General features: G+C 71.5%; 17 protein-coding genes. 10 read left to right on the top strand and 7 right to left on the bottom strand.

All coding sequences use genetic code 11. The features are described 5' to 3' along the window. Positions 1 to 110: 110 nt before the first annotated feature. Genes iolC through mmsA form a run of 5 tightly spaced genes read left to right on the top strand, consistent with a single transcriptional unit; the run spans position 111 to position 6,184 of the window. Complete coding sequence (gene iolC, locus ACZ5VC_RS05065) at positions 111 to 1,097, top strand: 5-dehydro-2-deoxygluconokinase (protein ID WP_469118688.1); 987 nt, start codon at positions 111 to 113, stop codon at positions 1,095 to 1,097. Continuing rightward, on the top strand, positions 1,088 to 1,987 hold the full coding sequence (locus ACZ5VC_RS05060) for a Cgl0159 family (beta/alpha)8-fold protein (protein ID WP_469118687.1): 900 nt from the start codon (positions 1,088 to 1,090) through the stop codon (positions 1,985 to 1,987). Before iolC ends, ACZ5VC_RS05060 begins: the two co-directional genes overlap by 10 nt. A 17-nt stretch (positions 1,988 to 2,004) precedes the next feature. After that, positions 2,005 to 2,811 carry a 5-deoxy-glucuronate isomerase gene (iolB, locus tag ACZ5VC_RS05055; RefSeq protein WP_469118686.1) on the top strand — a complete coding sequence of 269 codons (807 nt, stop codon included), beginning with the start codon at positions 2,005 to 2,007 and terminating at the stop codon, positions 2,809 to 2,811. Continuing rightward, the gene (iolD, locus tag ACZ5VC_RS05050; protein ID WP_469118685.1) at positions 2,808 to 4,661 is read left to right on the top strand and encodes a 3D-(3,5/4)-trihydroxycyclohexane-1,2-dione acylhydrolase (decyclizing); all 1,854 of its coding nucleotides are present in this window, start codon (positions 2,808 to 2,810) and stop codon (positions 4,659 to 4,661) included. Before iolB ends, iolD begins: the two co-directional genes overlap by 4 nt. Before the next feature lie 20 nt (positions 4,662 to 4,681). Then, a complete protein-coding gene (mmsA, locus tag ACZ5VC_RS05045) occupies positions 4,682 to 6,184 on the top strand; it encodes a CoA-acylating methylmalonate-semialdehyde dehydrogenase (protein WP_469118684.1) in 1,503 nt (500 codons plus the stop codon). A 56-nt stretch (positions 6,185 to 6,240) separates the two neighbouring features. On the opposite strand, the gene ACZ5VC_RS05040 is transcribed toward mmsA, so the two are convergent. Genes ACZ5VC_RS05040 through ACZ5VC_RS05030 form a run of 3 tightly spaced genes read right to left on the bottom strand, consistent with a single transcriptional unit; the run spans position 6,241 to position 8,020 of the window. Continuing rightward, complete coding sequence (locus ACZ5VC_RS05040) at positions 6,241 to 6,735, bottom strand: hypothetical protein (protein ID WP_469118683.1); 495 nt, start codon at positions 6,733 to 6,735, stop codon at positions 6,241 to 6,243. A gap of 11 nt (positions 6,736 to 6,746) precedes the next feature. Then, positions 6,747 to 7,679, bottom strand: a complete 933-nt coding sequence (locus tag ACZ5VC_RS05035; RefSeq protein ID WP_469118682.1) for a hypothetical protein — start codon at positions 7,677 to 7,679, stop codon at positions 6,747 to 6,749. A 59-nt stretch (positions 7,680 to 7,738) separates the two neighbouring features. Continuing rightward, positions 7,739 to 8,020 carry a hypothetical protein gene (locus ACZ5VC_RS05030; protein ID WP_469118681.1) on the bottom strand — a complete coding sequence of 94 codons (282 nt, stop codon included), beginning with the start codon at positions 8,018 to 8,020 and terminating at the stop codon, positions 7,739 to 7,741. Between the two features lie 142 nt (positions 8,021 to 8,162). Between ACZ5VC_RS05030 and ACZ5VC_RS05025 the strand changes: the two genes are divergently transcribed. Further along, the gene (locus tag ACZ5VC_RS05025) at positions 8,163 to 8,768 is read left to right on the top strand and encodes a DUF4291 domain-containing protein (protein ID WP_469118680.1); all 606 of its coding nucleotides are present in this window, start codon (positions 8,163 to 8,165) and stop codon (positions 8,766 to 8,768) included. On the opposite strand, the gene ACZ5VC_RS05020 is transcribed toward ACZ5VC_RS05025, so the two are convergent. From ACZ5VC_RS05020 to ACZ5VC_RS05010, 3 genes are all read right to left on the bottom strand, one after another. Further along, positions 8,734 to 9,228 carry a DinB family protein gene (locus ACZ5VC_RS05020; RefSeq protein ID WP_469118679.1) on the bottom strand — a complete coding sequence of 165 codons (495 nt, stop codon included), beginning with the start codon at positions 9,226 to 9,228 and terminating at the stop codon, positions 8,734 to 8,736. The genes ACZ5VC_RS05025 and ACZ5VC_RS05020 overlap by 35 nt on opposite strands. Before the next feature lie 84 nt (positions 9,229 to 9,312). After that, entirely contained in the window at positions 9,313 to 10,494 is a 1,182-nt protein-coding gene (locus ACZ5VC_RS05015) for a S8 family peptidase (RefSeq protein ID WP_469118678.1), read from the bottom strand. Between the two features lie 83 nt (positions 10,495 to 10,577). Continuing rightward, entirely contained in the window at positions 10,578 to 11,000 is a 423-nt protein-coding gene (locus tag ACZ5VC_RS05010) for a GNAT family N-acetyltransferase (RefSeq protein ID WP_469118677.1), read from the bottom strand. Positions 11,001 to 11,126: 126 nt separating this feature from the next. Here ACZ5VC_RS05010 and ACZ5VC_RS05005 point away from each other — a divergent pair, with 126 nt between their 5' ends. Continuing rightward, positions 11,127 to 13,799: an alpha/beta fold hydrolase gene (locus ACZ5VC_RS05005; protein ID WP_469118676.1), complete on the top strand. Its 2,673-nt coding sequence runs from the start codon at positions 11,127 to 11,129 to the stop codon at positions 13,797 to 13,799. Beyond that, on the top strand, positions 13,796 to 14,653 hold the full coding sequence (locus ACZ5VC_RS05000; protein WP_469118675.1) for an ABC transporter permease: 858 nt from the start codon (positions 13,796 to 13,798) through the stop codon (positions 14,651 to 14,653). The genes ACZ5VC_RS05005 and ACZ5VC_RS05000 overlap by 4 nt, the downstream gene beginning before the upstream one ends. A 43-nt stretch (positions 14,654 to 14,696) precedes the next feature. Here ACZ5VC_RS05000 and ACZ5VC_RS04995 read toward each other — a convergent pair whose 3' ends face one another. Next, complete coding sequence (locus ACZ5VC_RS04995; RefSeq protein WP_469118674.1) at positions 14,697 to 15,467, bottom strand: helix-turn-helix transcriptional regulator; 771 nt, start codon at positions 15,465 to 15,467, stop codon at positions 14,697 to 14,699. Between the two features lie 295 nt (positions 15,468 to 15,762). On the opposite strand from ACZ5VC_RS04995, the gene ACZ5VC_RS04990 reads away from it, so the two are divergent. After that, the gene (locus tag ACZ5VC_RS04990; RefSeq protein WP_469118941.1) at positions 15,763 to 17,250 is read left to right on the top strand and encodes a vWA domain-containing protein; all 1,488 of its coding nucleotides are present in this window, start codon (positions 15,763 to 15,765) and stop codon (positions 17,248 to 17,250) included. 106 nt (positions 17,251 to 17,356) lie between these two features. Next, the gene (locus tag ACZ5VC_RS04985; protein WP_469118673.1) at positions 17,357 to 17,818 is read left to right on the top strand and encodes an anthrone oxygenase family protein; all 462 of its coding nucleotides are present in this window, start codon (positions 17,357 to 17,359) and stop codon (positions 17,816 to 17,818) included. Positions 17,819 to 17,907 lie beyond the last annotated feature (89 nt).

The following is a 17,907-nucleotide window of genomic DNA, read 5'->3' as shown; positions in this document are numbered from 1 at the left end:
ACCTGGGGTGGTCGGCCCCGCGCCGCCGATGCGCGAGGCCGACCCCGTGCGAAGCCGTCGGTGCGACGAGGCCGTCGCCGACGAGGTCATCGCTTGCGAAGGGATCCCGGATGGAGACCGATCCGTACGACCTGATCACCATGGGGCGGATCGGGGTGGACCTCTATCCCCTCCGGACCGGGGTCCGGCTGGCCGACGTGGACACGTTCGGCAAGTTCCTCGGCGGCTCGCCGTCGAACGTCGCCGTCGCAGCCGCCCGCCTCGGACGCCGTACCGCGCTGATCACCCGCACCGGCGCCGACCCGTTCGGGGACTACCTCCACCAGGAGCTGCGGGCGTTCGGCGTCGACGACCGCTGGGTGACCCCCGTCGAGGCGTACCCGACCCCCCTCACCTTCTGCGAGATCTTCCCGCCGGACGACTTCCCGCTCTACTTCTACCGGCATCCCAAGGCCCCCGACCTGGAGATCCACAGCCGTGAGCTGGACCTCGGGGCGATCGCCTCGGCCCGGATCTTCTGGATGACCGGAACCGGGCTGAGCGCCGAGCCGAGCCGAACCGCGACCCTCGACGCCCTCGCCGCGCGCTCGGCGGCCCGAGGCGGACCGGCCGCGTTCACCGTCTTCGACCTCGACTGGCGGCCGAACCTCTGGGCCATGGCCGGGGAAGGGCCCGACGCGGCCGGCCGCCACTACCGCGAGGCACTGCGCCACGCCACCGTCGCCGTCGGAAACGTCGACGAGTGCGAGATTGCCACCGGCGAGCGCGATCCGTACGCCGCCGCCCGCGCCCTGCTCGACGCCGGGGTCGCCCTCGCCGTCGTCAAACAGGGCCCCAAGGGCGTCCTGGGTCTGACGGCCGACGGCCGCAGCGCGGAGGTCCCGCCCATCCCCGTCGAGGTCGTCAACGGGCTCGGCGCAGGGGACGCGTTCGGCGGAGCCCTCTGCCACGGGCTCCTCGCGGGCTGGGACCTGGAGCGGACCCTCCAGTACGCCAACGCCGCCGGCGCCCTTGTCGCCTCCAGGGTCGCCTGCTCCTCGGCGATGCCCTTCCCCGCGGAGGTCGAGGCCGTGCTCGAGGGAGGCGTATGGCCGTGAACGCGGCGAACGCCGTCGACCTCGCCCAGCTCGTCGCCGTGCGGACCCGGCACCCCGAAGCCGTCGCCGAGGCGGCCGCCCGGCGCCGCAGACGCCCCCTCGTCGGGGACAGCGGCCGACTGATGATCATCGCCGCCGACCACCCGGCCCGCGGCGCCCTCGCCGTCGGCGACCGCCCCTACGCCATGGCCAACCGCCTCGACCTGCTGAGCCGGCTCTGCCTGGCCCTCTCCCGCCCCGGTGTCGACGGCGTCCTCGCCTCCGCCGACATCCTCGACGACCTGCTCCTGCTCGGCGCCCTCGACGACAAGGTCGCCATGGGGTCCATGAACCGCGGCGGGCTCGCCGGCGCCGCCTTCGAGCTGGACGACCGCTTCACCGGCCACCGCCCCCAGGACCTCCACCGCCTCGGCTTCGACGCCGGCAAGCTGCTGCTGCGCCTCGACTACGACGACCCGGGCTCCCTCGACACCCTCCAGGCCGCCGCCCGCGCCATCGACGAGATGGCCGCCCTGCGGCTGCCCGTCTTCGTGGAGCCCTTCCGCTGCCGGCGCGATCCGGGAGGACGCCTCCGCACCGACCTGTCCGCCGAGGCGGTCACCACCTCCCTGGCCATCGCCTCCGGACTCGCCGGGACCTCCGCGTACACCTGGCTCAAGGTCCCCGTGACCGAGAACCCCGACGACATGGACCGGGTGATGGCAGCCTCGACCCTGCCCGCCGTGCTCCTCGGCGGCGACATAGGGCCCGACCCGGACACCGCGTACGAGAAGTGGCGCGGCGCCCTGCAACTGCCCACCGTGCAGGGGCTCGTCGTCGGACGCTCGCTGCTCTATCCGGCCGACGGCGACGTGGCCGGCGCGGTCGACACCGCTGTCGGACTGCTCTGAAGGGGTAGGGAGGGACCATGAACGACCTGCATCTCCCGGCCGGCCGTGCCGCCCACGGGCCGTACGCCGTCCACATCGACCCCAAGAGGGCGGGCTGGAGCTACTCCGCGCTCCGCGTGCTCGACCTCGGGCCGGGTGACACCCACCTCCTCGCGACAGGAGACAGCGAATGGATCGTGCTTCCGCTGACCGGCGGCTGTACGGTTCAGGTGGACGGAGAATCCTTCGAACTGCTGGGGCGGGCAAGTGTGTTCAGCGGAGTCGGTGACTTCGCCTATGTGCCGCGCGACGCCCACGCACAGATCGCCTCCGGCGCTGGAGGCCGCTTCGCCCTGGCAGGAGCGAAGTGCGAGCGACGACTCCCCGCTCGCTACGGTCCCGCGCCGGAGGTTCCCGTCGAGGCACGCGGCACCGGCGTCCAGGCCCGCGAAGTGCGCAACTTCGCCGCCGCCGGGGTCTTCGACTGCGACCGGTTGATCGCCGTCGAAGTGATCACCCCTGGCGGCCACTGGTCGTCCTACCCGCCCCACAAGCACGACGAGGACGTGCCCGGCCGGGAGGCCGCACTCGAGGAGATCTACTACTTCGAGATCGACGGGGGCGGCGCCGGCTACCAGCGGGTGTCCCCGTCGAGGCCCGGCGGCGCCGATCTCCTCGCCGAGGTCCGGGGCGGCGACGCCGTCCTCGTCCCCGACGGCTGGCACGGACCGTCCATCGCCGAACCCGGCCATGACATGTACTACCTCAATGTGATGGCCGGCCCCGGAGCCGAGCGGGAGTGGCGGATCCGCTTCCACCCCGACCACACGGAGGGCTACCGATGAGGCTGACCGTCGCACAGGCGCTGGTGCGGTTCCTGTCCCGCCAGTACTCCGAACGGGACGGCGTCCGACAGCGGTTGATCGGCGCCACCTGGGGGATCTTCGGCCACGGGAACGTCGCCGGGGTCGGCCAGGCCCTCGTCGAGTACGCCGACGACATGCCGTACTTCCAGGGCCGCAACGAACAGGCCATGGTGCACGCGGCCGTCGGCCACGCCCGCCAGGCGGGCCGGCTCACCGCCCACGCCGTCACCACCTCCATCGGGCCCGGTGCCACCAACCTGGTCACCGGCGCGGCCCTCGCCACCATCAACCATCTGCCCGTGCTGCTGCTCCCCGGCGACACCTTCGCGACCCGCCCCGCGGACCCGGTGCTCCAGCAGCTGGAGGTCCCCTGGGCGGGGGACGTCTCCGTCAACGACTGTCTGCGGCCGGTCTCCCGGTACTTCGACCGGATCACCCGCCCCGAGGCCCTGATCCCGGCCGCGCTCGCCGCGATGCGGGTCCTGTCCGACCCGGCGCAGACCGGGGCCGTGACCCTGGCGCTGCCGCAGGACGTGCAGGCGGAGGCGTACGACTGGCCGCAGGAGTTCCTCGCCGAGCGGGCGTGGCGGGTCCGCCGCCCCCGGCCGGACACACGGGAACTCGCCGACGCCGTAGGGGCAGTACGGCAGTCCCGGCGGCCGCTGATCGTGGCCGGCGGCGGCGTCCACCACAGCCGCGCCGAGGCGGCGCTGGGCGCGCTCGCCGAGCGGACCCGCATTCCCGTCGCGTCCACTCAGGCGGGCAAGGGGTCGCTGCCGTACGACCACCCCTGCGACGTCGGCGGCATCGGCCACACGGGGACGGGCGTCGCCGACGAGCTCGCCGCCGACGCCGACCTGGTCATCGGTATCGGCACCCGGTTCACCGACTTCACCACGGCGTCGGGGACGCTCTTCGCCCACCCGGACGTCCGGTTCGTCAACCTCAACATCACCGGATTCGACGCGCACAAGCAGGGCGCGCTGCCGCTGGTCGCGGACGCGCGCGAAGGCATCGACGCGCTGGCGGACGCGCTCGGCGGACATCGCACCGAGCTGTCATGGGCCGGAGCCAAGGCCGCCTGGGAGGCGCGGGTCGACGCCGCCTACGCCGCCCCGGACGAGGGCGCCCGCCCGACACAGCCACAGGTCCTCGGGGTACTCGACACTCTGGTCACCGATGCCGACATTGTGATCAACGCGGCCGGCTCGCTCCCGGGTGACCTCCACAAGCTCTGGCGGACCCGGTCCGTGGACCAGTACCACGTCGAGTACGGGTACTCCTGCATGGGCTACGAGATCCCGGCCGCCATCGGGGTCGCGCTCGCCGCGCCGGGCCGCCCGGTCTGGGCGCTCGTCGGGGACGGTACATACTTGATGAATCCCACCGAAATCGTGACAGCCGTGCAGGAGAACATCCCTCTCAAGGTGGTGATCCTCCAGAACCACGGGTACGCCTCCATCGGAGGCCTCTCCGAGGCGGTCGGCGCCGAGCGGTTCGGCACCGCCTACCGGCGAAGGGCCCCCGACGGCGGCTTCACGGGCGATCCGCTGCCCGTGGACCTCGCCGCCAACGCGGCGTCCCTCGGTATGCGGGTGCTGCGTGCCCACACCATCAGTGACCTGCGAGAAGCCCTCGCCGCCGCGCGGGCGGCGACCGTCCCCACATGTGTCTACGTCGAGACCGAAACGGCAGACACAGTGTCGGGCGCGCCCCCCGCCCAGGCGTGGTGGGATGTGCCCGTGGCCGAGATCGCGACCCGCCCGTCGGCGGTCAAGGCCCGGGAGGAGTACGACCGGCAAGTCGTAGCCCGACGCCGCCACCTGTAGGTAGAAGGAGTACGTACGTCATGACGAAGAGCGTCAACCACTGGATCGGTGGCAAGTCCGTCGAGGGCACGTCGGGCAACTGGGGCCCGGTCACCGACCCGGCCACCGGTGCCGTCACCACGCGCGTCGCCCTGGCCTCGGCCGAGGAGGTCGACGCCGCCGTCGCCTCCGCCAAGGCCGCGTACGAGACCTGGGGCACGTCCTCGCTCGCCCAGCGCACCGGCATCCTCTTCACGTACCGCGCCCTGCTCGACGCGCACCGCGACGAGATCGCCGCGCTGATCACCGCCGAGCACGGCAAGGTCCACTCGGACGCGCTGGGCGAGGTCGCCCGCGGTCTGGAGATCGTCGAGCTGGCGTGCGGGATCACCACGCAGCTGAAGGGCGAGCTGTCGACCCAGGTCTCCAACCGCGTCGACGTGTCGGCGATCCGGCAGTCGCTGGGCGTCGTCGCGGGCATCACCCCGTTCAACTTCCCGGCGATGGTGCCGATGTGGATGTTCCCGCTGGCCATCGCCTGCGGCAACACGTTCGTCCTGAAGCCCAGCGAGAAGGACCCCTCGGCCGCGAACCTCCTCGCCGAGCTGGCGTCCGAGGCGGGGCTGCCCGACGGCGTACTGAACGTGCTGCACGGCGACAAGGTCGCGGTCGACGCGCTGCTCGCGCACCCCGATGTCGCGGCCGTCTCCTTCGTCGGCTCCACGCCGATCGCCCGCCACATCCACGCCACCGCCTCGGCCAACGGCAAGCGGGTCCAGGCGCTCGGCGGGGCCAAGAACCACATGCTCGTCCTCCCGGACGCGGACCTGGACGCGGCGGCCGACGCGGCGGTCTCGGCGGCGTACGGCTCCGCGGGCGAGCGCTGCATGGCGATCTCGGCGGTCGTCGCCGTCGGCTCGATCGCCGACGAGCTCGTCGAGAAGATCCGCGAGCGTGCCGAGAAGATCAAGATCGGCCCCGGCGACGACCCGGCGTCCGAGATGGGCCCGCTGATCACCGCGGCCCACCGCGACAAGGTCGCCTCCTACGTCGCGGGCGCGGCGGCCGAGGGCTGCGAGGTCGTCCTCGACGGCACCGGCTACACGGTGGACGGCTTCGAGGACGGCCACTGGATCGGCCTCTCACTGCTGGACCGCGTCCCCACTTCGGCGAAGGCGTACCAGGACGAGATCTTCGGCCCGGTCCTGTGCGTGCTGCGCACCGAGACGTACGAGGAGGGCGTCGCCCTCATCAACGCCTCGCCGTTCGGCAACGGCACCGCCATCTTCACCCGTGACGGCGGCGCGGCCCGCCGCTTCCAGCTGGAGATCCAGGCGGGCATGGTCGGCGTGAACGTCCCGATCCCGGTGCCGGTGGGCTACCACTCCTTCGGTGGCTGGAAGGACTCGCTCTTCGGCGACCACCACATCTACGGCAACGACGGCATCCACTTCTACACCCGGGGCAAGGTCGTCACCACCCGCTGGCCGGACCCCTCGGACGCCCCGGCCGGCGTGGACCTGGGCTTCCCGCGCAACCACTGACGGGGGTTTCTCCGCTTCGGCCCGTACGGCAGCAGCCGTACGGGCCGATCGCCGTCTCAGGGGCGGTCGCGGTCGCGCCGGATCAGCGAATCGTAGGCGCCGAATTCCGGAATGGGCTCCCAGTTGAGAGAGACGTCGACGCCGGACCTGCTTTCGCGGGTGATGTTGTCGTTGATGTCGACGGTTCTATGCATGATGCCGTCGGGGGAGAAGCTGAAGGTCTCCACGCACTCGGCGTCGGCGTACCCACCGCGCTCTTGTGACGTTCCATAGTCGTAGATCATTATTGTGTCGAGAAAGAGGGAGCCGTCAAGGACGGAGAATGAGTAGTCCAATTCGTCGCGCCCGTATTCATCCATGAAGACCACGGCGGCGTACTCGGTTTCCCAGCGGATTTCTACCCGAAACTCCGGCGAGGGCCTCCCATCGTAGGGCGGGACGGCGGTGTACAGCTCTTCGGAGAGGTGGCGGGCTTGAGCTGCCTCGGCCGTCAGTGGATCCATAGGGCATTCGTTGAGGTTGTTCCACTGGCGGGAGTAAGTCCAGATCATGGTTACACAGCCTATCGCTTCGGGAGTCGGTAGATGTAGCCATTGCTATCTCGAATCGTCACACCCTTGCTGGCTGCTTCCCTGAGCGACCACTCCGGCACTGGTTCGGCCTGGGGCGGAACTTCCAAGTAGTACTTACCCTTCAAGGGTTTCCCGATGAGGTCCGGGTACTCCCTGCGGGCCTTCCTGGTGTCCGGAATCCTGGTCCCCCGCGCGTACTTGCGCCGTATTTCGTTCAGGTATTTTCTGAACGTTGCCTTCTTGATTTTTCCGGGGCGGTAGGAGTCCAGGAACTTCCCGTTCTTCAGGTAGATCTCGTTGGCGGGGTAGCGGTGCCAATTGTCCTTGTTGAATTGCTGTCCCGCTTTCCGTCTGGCCCGTACCCACGGCGGGGTCGCCCGCCTTCCACCACTCGGCCCGCTTGTACTCGCCCCCTGGGTGCCCGCCGCCATGAAGACGATGCCGGCGGTGCCGAGGAGCGCCGCGTCGGCGGCGGCTCCGGCCGTGATCGCGCCGACCGCTCCGCCGCCGGCGAGCGCGAGTCCGCCGGGTGGGAACAGGGCGAGGAGGGAGAGCAGGAGGAGAGCGAAGCCGAGGTGGACCAGGAAGGTGTCGAGGGCTTCGAGCAGGTGGAAGGTGGCGATCGCGTTCCCGCCGGGTCCGGCGCTTCCGAGGCCGCGCCAGAGCAGGAGCGTGCCGGTGGTGGCCGCGCCCAGGGCGGTGCCGAGGCGGAAGCGGTGAACGGCCACCAGCTCGCCGAGTGGTTGGGCCGAAGCCGCCCGCCGACTGCGGAGCAGAGTGACCAGCTGCCAGGCGATCCAGGCCAGTGCGGCGATGGTGAATCCCATGAGGATCGTCGGGCCCGAACCGGTGCTGAAGAACCTCTGGACACCGGCGGTGGAAGTGAACGAGCCGACGCCGAGGAACAGCAGTGAAGGGAGCATGAGGACGCAGGGGATGAGCAGCAGCCACTTCCGCCCGGAGGCCCGGGCCCGTACCGCCTTCAGTCGGCAAGCAACAGCGGGGACACCTTGAGCAGTTCCTCCACCCAGGGCGCCACTGTATAGCTGGTGCTGTGCACCACATCGGTCAAGGACTGCCCCGACTGCTCGGCATAGACACGGGTGTACGCCAGCTCCAGCAAAGCCGTCGCCACACCGCAGCCGTACACCCCCACCGCGACGGCCAACAGCACCGTCGACAACCGCACCGAGCGCGCCGGCCACGACAGGGCGCATAACTGCAGCACACCCCACGCGGCCGCCGCCGCCATCACCAACGTCATCCCTACCCCCAGGCAGCGCGCCTTCGTGTTCGCGAAAGCGAATGCAGCGTTAGTCGTTGCCCTGCGACTCGAACAAGTGGCCTTGAGGAAGGCGGTCGTTTAACCACTGGCCCCGCCGCCCGGGGCGGCGCAGGGTAGGGGGATGAGTGAGCGACCCCGCCAGGAGATCCGGGCCCTGTACACCGCGTCCACCGTCACCGTCTACCAGGCGTACGACCCCGCCATCGGTCTGCCCGCCGTGCGGGAGGGGCGGTTTCCCGGGGCCTGGAAGCGGGATCGGATGACCTGGGTCAAGCCGTCGTTCCTGTGGATGATGTATCGCTGCGGGTGGGGGACGAAGGAGGGGCAGCGGACCGTCCTCGCCGTCGAGATCCTCCGGGAGGGGTTCGACTGGGCACTGCGACATGCCTGTCTGTCGCACTACGTCCCGGGCGTGCACGCCGATCAGGCCGACTGGAAGCGGCAGTTGAGGCAGGCGCCCGCTCGGGTGCAGTGGGACCCCGAGCGGGATCTGCGGCTGGGTGCCCTGCCGCACCGCTCCCTGCAGCTGGGGCTGGCGGGGGAGGCGGCGCGGCGGTATGCCGATGAGTGGATCGTCGGGATCAGGGAGGTCACTCCGCTGGCCCGGGAGATCCACGCTCTGGTGCGGGACGGGGAGCTGGAGGCGGCCGGGCGGCTGCTGCCGGTCGAACTGCCCTATCCCGGACCCGATGTCAGCGCGGGTGGTCCCCCGTCGCCCCGTCGATGAGCTCGCGCATGACGTCCATGTGGCCCGCGTGCCGCGCGACCTCCTCGATCATGTGGATCAGGACCCAGCGCATGGACACCGTCTCACCCGCCCAGGACGTCCCGGTGACGTCGAGGTCCGTCTCCTCGACCGCCCGGTCGGCGGCGGCCCGGGCCCGGTTGTAGAACGCCACGATGTCCGCGGTGCTCTCCTCGGGGCCGATGATCCCGTCCTCCTCGGTGGCCGGGTCGAACCACAGCGGTTCGACCTCGCGGCCGAACGTCTCGCAGAACCAGCCGTACTCCACCGACGCCAGATGCTTCACCAGGCCGAGCAGGGTCGTTCCGGAGGGGAGCACGGAACGCCGGAGCGCCTCGTCGTCGAGCCCCTCCAGCTTCCAGAGCACCACATCGCGGTGCCGGTCCAACGCGGCCCACAGGCTTTCCTTCTCGCCGCCGGTCAGCGGTACACGTTTCGTCATGCGAGGACCGTACGGGACGGCACTGACAGCCGGCCGCGCGAGCACCGGGGGACCGGCCACGCGGCCGGGCCCCCGGGCGGTCGGTCAGAAGAGCGAGTGGAGCAGGCGGTTCGGGGAACCGGTGCGCGGGTCCTGGACCTTGTCCGGGGTCGCGTTGTTCACCAGTGCGTCGCGGACCTGGGCCGGGGACGCCGTCGGGTGCGCCGCCAGGTAGAGCGCCGCGGCGCCGACCGTGTGCGGGGTCGCCATCGACGTGCCCGAGATGGTGTTGGTCGCGGTGTCGCTGTCCTTCCACGCCGAGGTGATGTTCACGCCCGGTGCGAAGAGGTCCAGACAGGTGCCGTAGTTGGAGAAGGAGGCGCGCTTGTCCGCGCTGTCCGTCGCGCCGACGGTGATCGCCTCGGGGACGCGGGCAGGCGAGTAGTTGCACGCGTTGGCCGGCAGACCCAGGATCGGGAGGCCGTTGCCCGCGGCGATGGCGTAAGTGACGCCCGAGGCGATCGAGCGCTTCACCGCGTTGTCCAGCGAGGTGTTCGCGCTGCCGCCGAGGCTCATGTTGGCGACCGCCGGCTTGACCGCGTTGGCCGTCACCCAGTCGATGCCGGCGATGACCCCGGCCGTCGTACCGGAGCCGTCGCAGTCCAGTACGCGGACCGCCACCAGCTTCACGCCCTTGGCGACGCCGTACTTCGCGCCCCCGACCGTGCCCGCGACATGGGTGCCGTGGCCCTGGCAGTCCTGCCCGTTCTGGCCGCCGCCGACCGTGTCCGTACCGACCACGGCGCGGCCGCCGAACTCGCTGTGCGAGGTCCGGATCCCGGTGTCGATGATGTACGCGTTCACATTGGACGCGGTCGTGTTGTAGGTGTACGTCGTCGACAGCGGCAGACCGCGCTGGTCGATCCGGTCGATGCCCCAGGTGGCGTTCGTCTGGGTGGCGTTGAGGCGCACGATCGCGTTCTGCTCCACGTACGCGACCCGTGGGTCGGAGGCGAGCGCGGCCGCCCTCGCCTGCGACATCGTGGTGGAGAAGCCCTTCAGGGCGGTGCGGTACTCGTGCTTCGGCGTGACGCCCAGGTCGGCGGCGCGCGTCGAGCCGTCCTTGAGAACGACGATCCAGCTGTTCTGCAGGGCGGTGGAGGCGGGAGCGAGACGGAGATCGCCGAGCGGCGCGCTCTGCGCCGTGGGGGAGACGGCGACCTGCAGACCGGCCGCGAGGCCGATGACGGATATCAGCGTGCCGATGCGGCGGGACGGGGCTCTCATCTCGGGGCACCTGACCTTTCGTTGTCCGGACGGCCCCACAGCGTCTCGGCTGGTCATGTACCGCACAAGAGTGTGCCTCGGCCTCACCCTGCTTCGTCGCCGAACCCCCACGTGAGCATGGCGAATTCTCCATCGTCGTCGGCGCCGGCGGACCGGTACGTCGCCAGAGCCGGGTCGTTGTCGGTGTCCACACCGACCCACATGTCGTAGCAGCCGCGCTCCCGGGCGACGGCGGCCAGCGCCTCGGTCAGCGCCCGCCCGATGCCCCGGCGCCGGTACGCCTCGTCCACTGACAGCTCGTACAGACACATCTCCACCCCCTTGTCCGGGTGGAGCATCTCGATCCCGGAGACCATGCCCGCCGGCGCGCCGTCCACATGGGCGATCAGCATCAGATGCCCCGGCGCCGCCAGGAACCGCTCCGCCCACTCCACCCGGGCCGGACCGTCGTACAGATGCTGGGCGGCGACGAGCTCGGCGACCGTCGTCGCGCGGCGGATCTCCATGAAGTGCCCTCCAGGTGTGTACCGCGTCTGGTGTACGGGGACGGTACTGCGTACGACTCGAGGAGGCTCCCGAGTTCCGTCTGACGGCAGCCGACCCGAACCGGACGCCCGCTTAGGGTTTGAGGCATGCGAATCCGACTCTCCCGGCGATGGCCGGCCCTCGCCGCCGCCGTCGCGCTGCTCGCGGGCGCCGGCACCTGGACCGCCGTCGCCTCGGACGGTGCGCCGGCCGTGCACCGCGAGGACCAGGTCATGGAGATGCCGAGGGCGAGGATCGACACCTCGTACTTCACCTCCGGCACGGGCCGCCGCCCCGCCGTCCTCATCGGACACGGTTTCGGCGGCAGCAAGGACGACGTCACTGCCCAGGCGGAGAATCTGGCCCGGGACGGATACGCGGTGCTGACCTGGTCGGCGCGCGGCTTCGGCGCCTCCACCGGGCAGATCGGCCTCAACGACCCGGCCCACGAGGTCAAGGACGTCCAGCGGCTGATCGACTGGCTGGCGAAGCGCCCCGAGGTGCGGCTCGACGGCGACGGCGATCCGCGGGTCGGCGTCACCGGGTCGTCGTACGGCGGCGCGATCTCGCTCCTCGCCGCCGGGTACGACACCCGCGTCGACGCGATCGCGCCCCAGATCACCTACTGGAACCTGGCCGACGCGCTGTTCCCCGACGGGGTCTTCAAGAAGCTCTGGGCCGGCATCTTCTTCTCCACCGGTACGACCTCCGGCGGCCCCGGCGGCGGCGCCGGACCAACCGGTGCCACCGTACCCACGGGCGCCTGTGGCCGTTTCACCGCCGAGCTGTGCGCGATGTACGAGCGCGTCGCCGTCTCCGGGACCCCGGACGCGGCGGCCCGCACCCTGCTGGAGGCCCGCAGCCCGTCGGCCGTCGGCGGACGGATCAAGGTGCCCGCCCTGATCGTGCAGGGGCAGTCCGACTCGCTCTTCCCGCTCTCCCACGCCGACGCCATGGCCAAGGCGATCACCGCCAACGGCGCGCCCGTCGCCGTCGACTGGATCGCCGGCGGACACGACGGCGGGGACCGCGAGACCGGCCGGGTCGAGGCCCGCATCGGCGCCTGGTTCGACCGTCACCTCAAGGACGACGAGGGCGCCGCCACCGGCCCCGGCTTCCGGGTCAGCCGCACCGGCGGCGTCGACTCCACCGACGGCCAGGCCCAGCTGCGCGGCGCCACCGCCGACCGCTACCCCGGTCTGTCGTCCACGGCGGGGGACGTTCCCCTCACCGGCCCCCGCACCCAGACCTTCCGCAACCCGGCGGGCGCGACCCCGCCCGCCGTCTCCGCCGTCCCCGGCCTCGGCGGCGGGCTCTCCCAGCTCTCCTCACTCGGCGTCGGCGGACTCTCCCTCGACTTCCCCGGCCAGCACGCCCGATTCGACTCCGCCCCGCTGACCGGATCCGTACGGATCACCGGCTCACCGACCGTCCGCGTGAAGGTCGCCTCCGACAGTGGCGCCGCCGTGCTCTTCGGAAAGCTGTACGACGTCGGGCCCGACGGGAACCGGCAGGTGCTGCCCGCGCAGCTCGTCGCCCCCGTCCGCGTCGAGAACGCGAAGCAGGGCAGAAGCGTCCGGCTGACGCTGCCCGCCGTCGACCACGAGGTCGAGGCCGGGCACCGGCTGCGCCTGGTGCTCGCCGCGACCGACCTCGCCTACGCGTCACCGGCCGCCCCCGCCACCTACACCGTCACCCTGGAGAGCGGCCTGGCCGTGCCCACCGCCCCCGGGGTGACGACGCAGGCGGCCGGATGGCCCTGGTGGGTCTGGGGGCTTCCGGCGTCGGCCGCCCTGATCGCCGCCCTGCTGCTGGTCACCGCACGGCGCCGGGGCGCGGCCCCCGCGCCGGACCCCGAACTGGCGCATGTACCGCTTCGGATCAGCGGGCTGACCAAGCGCTACGCCAAGGCGGGCGACCGCTATGCCGTACGGGATGTGTCCTTCGAGGTCGAACAGGGTCAGGTCCTCGGGCTGCTCGGACCCAACGGCGCCGGAAAGACCACCACGCTGCGCATGCTGATGGGCCTGATCACCCCCGACGGCGGCGAAATCCGGGTCTTCGGCCACGCGATCCGGCCGGGCGCGCCCGTACTCTCCCGCGTCGGCGCGTTCGTCGAGGGCGCCGGTTTCCTGCCGCACCTGTCCGGCAGGGACAACCTCGAGCTGTACTGGAAGGCCACCGGCCGCCCCGCCGAGGACGCGCACCTCGACGAGGCACTGGAGATCGCCGGCCTCGGCGACGCGCTCGCCCGCGCCGTGCGTACCTACTCGCAGGGCATGAGGCAGCGGCTGGCCATCGCGCAGGCCATGCTCGGCCTGCCGGACCTCCTGATCCTCGACGAGCCGACCAATGGGCTCGACCCGCCACAGATCCGCGAGATGCGGGACGTGATGATCCGGTACGCGGCCGGGGGCCGGACCGTCATCGTCTCCAGCCACCTTCTCTCGGAGGTGGAGCAGACCTGTACGCATCTGGTGGTCATGGACCGGGGCCGGCTGGTGCAGACCGGTCCGGTCTCCGAGATCACGGGCGCGGGCGACACGCTCCTGGTGACGCTCGGGGACACGGTCTCCGACCCGCTGGTCGAGAAGATCGGCCAGCTGCCCGGTATCGGCTCGGCGGTCCGCACGGACGGCGGGCTGCTGGTCCGTCTCGACGGCGCCACGCCGACCGCTCTCATCGGCGAACTGATCCGGCTCGACGTCCCGTTGACCGGTGTCGGACCGCACCGCCGCCTGGAGGACGCGTTCCTCACCCTGATCGGAGGCTCCGCATGAGTGTGGCGACCGAGGCCGCGCCGGGCTACCGCGCCCGGCACACCCTGCCGCTGGGCGTAGAGGCCGTACGGCAGCTGAAACGGCGCCGGACCCTCGTGATGGGCGGGATCCTCGCCGCCCTGCCGTTCGTGCTGATCACCGCCTTCGCGATCGGCGGCACACCGGACGGGCGGGACAACGGCCGGATCACGCTGATGGACACGGCGACCGCGTCCGGCGCGAACTTCGCCGCCGTGTGTCTCTTCGTCTCGGCGGGCTTCCTGCTGGTGGTGCCAGTGGCGCTGTTCTGCGGTGACACCGTCGCCTCGGAGGCCGGCTGGTCCTCGCTGCGCTATCTGCTCGCCGCGCCCGTGCCACGAGCCCGGCTGCTCTGGTCGAAGCTGGCCGTGGGGCTGGGTCTCAGCGCGGCGGCGATGGTCCTGCTGCCACTGGTGGCACTGGCGGTCGGCTCGGTGGCCTACGGATGGGGGCCGCTGCGGTTGCCCACCGGCGGATCGCTTGCGACCGCCGACACCGTCCCGCGCCTGGCGCTCGCGGTCGTCTTCATCTTCGTGTCCCAACTGGTAACGGCCGGGCTGGCCTTCTGGCTGTCGACGAGGACGGACGCGCCGCTGGGTGCGGTCGGCGGTGCGGTGGGGCTCACGATCATCGGCAACGTCCTGGACGCGGTGACCGCGCTGGGCTCGTGGCGGGACTTCCTGCCCGCGCACTGGCAGTTCGCCTGGGCCGACGCGTTGCAGCCGCAGCTGGAGTGGGGCGGCATGGTGAAGGGAGCGGCGGTCTCGGTGACGTACGCGCTGGTGCTCTTCGCGCTGGCGTTCCGGGGGTTCGCCCGCAAGGACATCGTCTCCTAGGTCGTGTCCGCCGGGGCGGGCCTCTCCACGGGGGCACCCCATGTCAGACCCACCCCCGGCGCGCCGCCTCCGCTCCCGCCCGGAAACGGCTGGTCGTACCCAGAGCCGCGAAGAGCTCGCCGACCCGGCGGCTGTAGGTCCGGCCGGACATGCCGAGGCGGGTGGCCGCCGTCTCGTCGGTGAGCCCGGCCAGCAGCGCGTCCAGGACCGGGCGCAGACGGGCCGGCAGTACGTCCGGCGGCCGGGGGACCGACGTCAGCTCCTCGCCCGCGTCCCAGCAGGCGTGGTGGGCTCGGACGAGCGCCTGCACGACGACGGGGTCGCGGATCAACAACAGCCCGTTGTAGAGCAGTTCGAGATCGAGGGGGACAGCCGCGACCGTGCGGTCGACGACGATCATCTTGAAGGGGATCGTCTCCGCCAGCCGGGCCCGGCCGCGGGGCCAGGCGCCGCCCGCGACATGCGGCAGCGCACGCCTGGGCACGATCCGCCGGACGGCCCCGGCCCGCTCGGCTGCCGCACGCACACAGGCACCTGCCAGCTCAAGGAACGGCTCGGGGATGGCGCGGCCCGCGCAGCCCGACGGGTCGTCGAAGGTGAGCAGTTCATGGCGCGCGGAGGCGGCGAGCCCGGCCAGGGCGGCGCTCACCTGTCGCGGCCCGCGCACCGGCCGCCCGGGCGGGCGCCTCACCTCCGGCGCCGCCGCCTCGCCGTCCGCGCCGTATCCCACGTCGACGCCATCCGCGGCGCGCGATCTCCCCAAGAGACTCTCGGTGTCCGACCAACCGAGCACGCAGCCCACGACATCCGCCACGACCGACCACCCCCGTCAATTCGCCCGTGCGACTCCATGTACTCATGCGACTGCACATCGTGACAAGGCCCAGGCCAGCGGTGGCGAGTCCCAGCCATCGATCTTCGGCTGGCCCTTCCGATGCGCCCGACACGGGGGGGCCGTTGCCGCATTGAGATCCTTCCGCAACTCCTTCGCATGCACTTTCCGGCCGCCGCGAACGTCACATTCACAAGTGCCGACATGGAGGGGGACCACAGTGAGGCGTCGTTCAAGGACATACCGGGCCGGTACGGCCGTACTGCTTGCCGCCGGAATGCTGTTGACCGGATGCGCGGGTACCGGCAGCGCCGACCGGACGGCGAGCAAGGGCGGCGGCCGGGCCCCGGTCGCGCCGGCGCCCGGGTCGCGCCACGGCGGTGCGCCGGGAGAGAGCGTGCGGGAGGACCAGGGGAAGGGTGAGGGCGAGCAGAAGGACCGCAGCCCGCAGGCGGCGCCCGACTACGTCTCGACGTTCGCCCTGGACGTGGACACCGCGTCCTACGGCTACGCCCGCCGCACCCTCGCCGACGGAAGGCTGCCGTCTCCGGAGACCGTACGGCCCGAGGAGTTCGTCAACAGCTTCCGGCAGGACTATCCGCGCCCCGAGGGCGACGGGTTCACGGTGACCGTGGACGGCGCCCGTACGAAGGCCGAGAACTGGTCGCTCGTACGGGTCGGGCTGGCGACCCGGCCCTCGGACCGGCAGGGGAAGCGTCCGCCCGCGGTGCTCACCTTCGTCGTCGACATCTCCGGGTCGATGGACGAGCCCGGGCGGCTCGACCTGGTCAAGGAGTCGCTGGGCGTGCTCACCGACCAGCTGCGGGACGACGACTCGATCGCCCTGGTGACCTTCAGCGACGAGGCCGAGACCCGGCTGAGGACGACCCGGGTCGGCGGCAACCGCGACCGGATCCACCGGGTCGTCGACGAGCTGGAGACCACCTCGTCGACCAATGTGGAGGCGGGCGTGCGCACCGGCTACGACGTGGCCGTCGAGGGGCGCCGCGCGGGCGCGACCAACCGGGTCGTCCTGCTCTCCGACGCGCTCGCCAACACCGGTGAGACCGAGGCCGAAGGGATCCTCGAGCGGGTCGACGGCGCCCGCCGGAAGTTCGGCATCACGCTCTTCGGGGTCGGTGTCGGCAGCGAGTACGGCGACGCGCTCATGGAGCGGCTCGCCGACAAGGGAGACGGGCACACCACCTATGTCTCCACCCCCGCGCAGGCCCGCAAGGTCTTCGTCGACCAGCTCCCCGCGCATCTCGAACTGCGGGCCCGTGACGCCAAGGCGCAGGTGGCCTTCGACCGGGGGACGGTGGAGCAGTTCCGGCTGATCGGCTACGAGAACCGGGAGGTCGCCGACGAGGACTTCCGCGACGACCGGGTGGACGGCGGTGAGGTCGGTCCCGGCCACAGTGTGACGGCGCTGTACGCGGTGAAGACGCGGCCCGGCCGGAGCGGGCGTCTGGCGACGGCCACGGTCCGCTGGCTCGACCCGGCGACACGCGCCCCGCATGAGCGCGCCGGGGCCGTGGGGACGACGGCCCTCACCGCCGGCCTGTGGGACAAGGGCCACGACAGCCTCCAGCTCGCCGCGATCGCCGCCTACTTCGCGGACATCCTGCGCGGGGGCACGCTTCCGGGCGCTCCGGGTCTGTCCGAACTGGCCGAGCGGTCCGGCGCGCTGGCGAGCCGTACCGAATCGAAGGTGATCCGCGAGCTGACCGACTCCATCCGGCAGGCTCAGCGGCTCAAGTCCTAGGTGTATTGACCCCCGGCGCTTTCCCCGGCGGTGGGGCACCGAGGCAGTGGGGCGGTCGGGCGAAACAGGGCTGCGCCCGCCGCCCGGCCGGGTGATGATGTGCGCCATGGCCACACTTCTGCTCGCCCTCGCCGTCGGCTTCACGGGCCTCTACGCCGGGTTCATGCTCATCTTTCTGACGGGGATCATGCCCGCGCTCGCCCGGCTGACGGACCAGGAGTTCGTGACCGTGATGCGGCGGATCAACGAGTACGTGCCGAGGCCGGTGTTCCTGACGGTGTTCCTGGGGATCGTGGTGTTCCCGGCGGTGGCGCTCGCCGTGCCCATCGATGGGCGGTCGGACACCCAGTTCTGGCTGATCGCGGCCGGTCTGGCGGGCGTGGTGCTCAACCATCTGGTGACCATCGGCGGGAACATTCCGCTGAACACCGCGCTGGCCGGCTCCGAGGGCGAGGATCCGGTCGCGGTCCGGGCGGCGTTCGAGGGGCGCTGGAACCGCCTCCACGCCATACGCACACTGCTGGTCACCGCCGCGTTCGGGCTGCTGATCGCCGCCTCGCTGACGTAGGCCCCTTCAGGCAGACGGGCAGACGGGCAGACGGGCAGACGAGAAGTCGGCCGGGCAGGCAGTCGGGCGGGCAGTCGGGCAGGCAGTCA

This window comes from Streptomyces sp. NPDC033174 (genome assembly GCF_055577795.1).
This window is presented reverse-complemented; position numbering and strand designations above follow the sequence as displayed.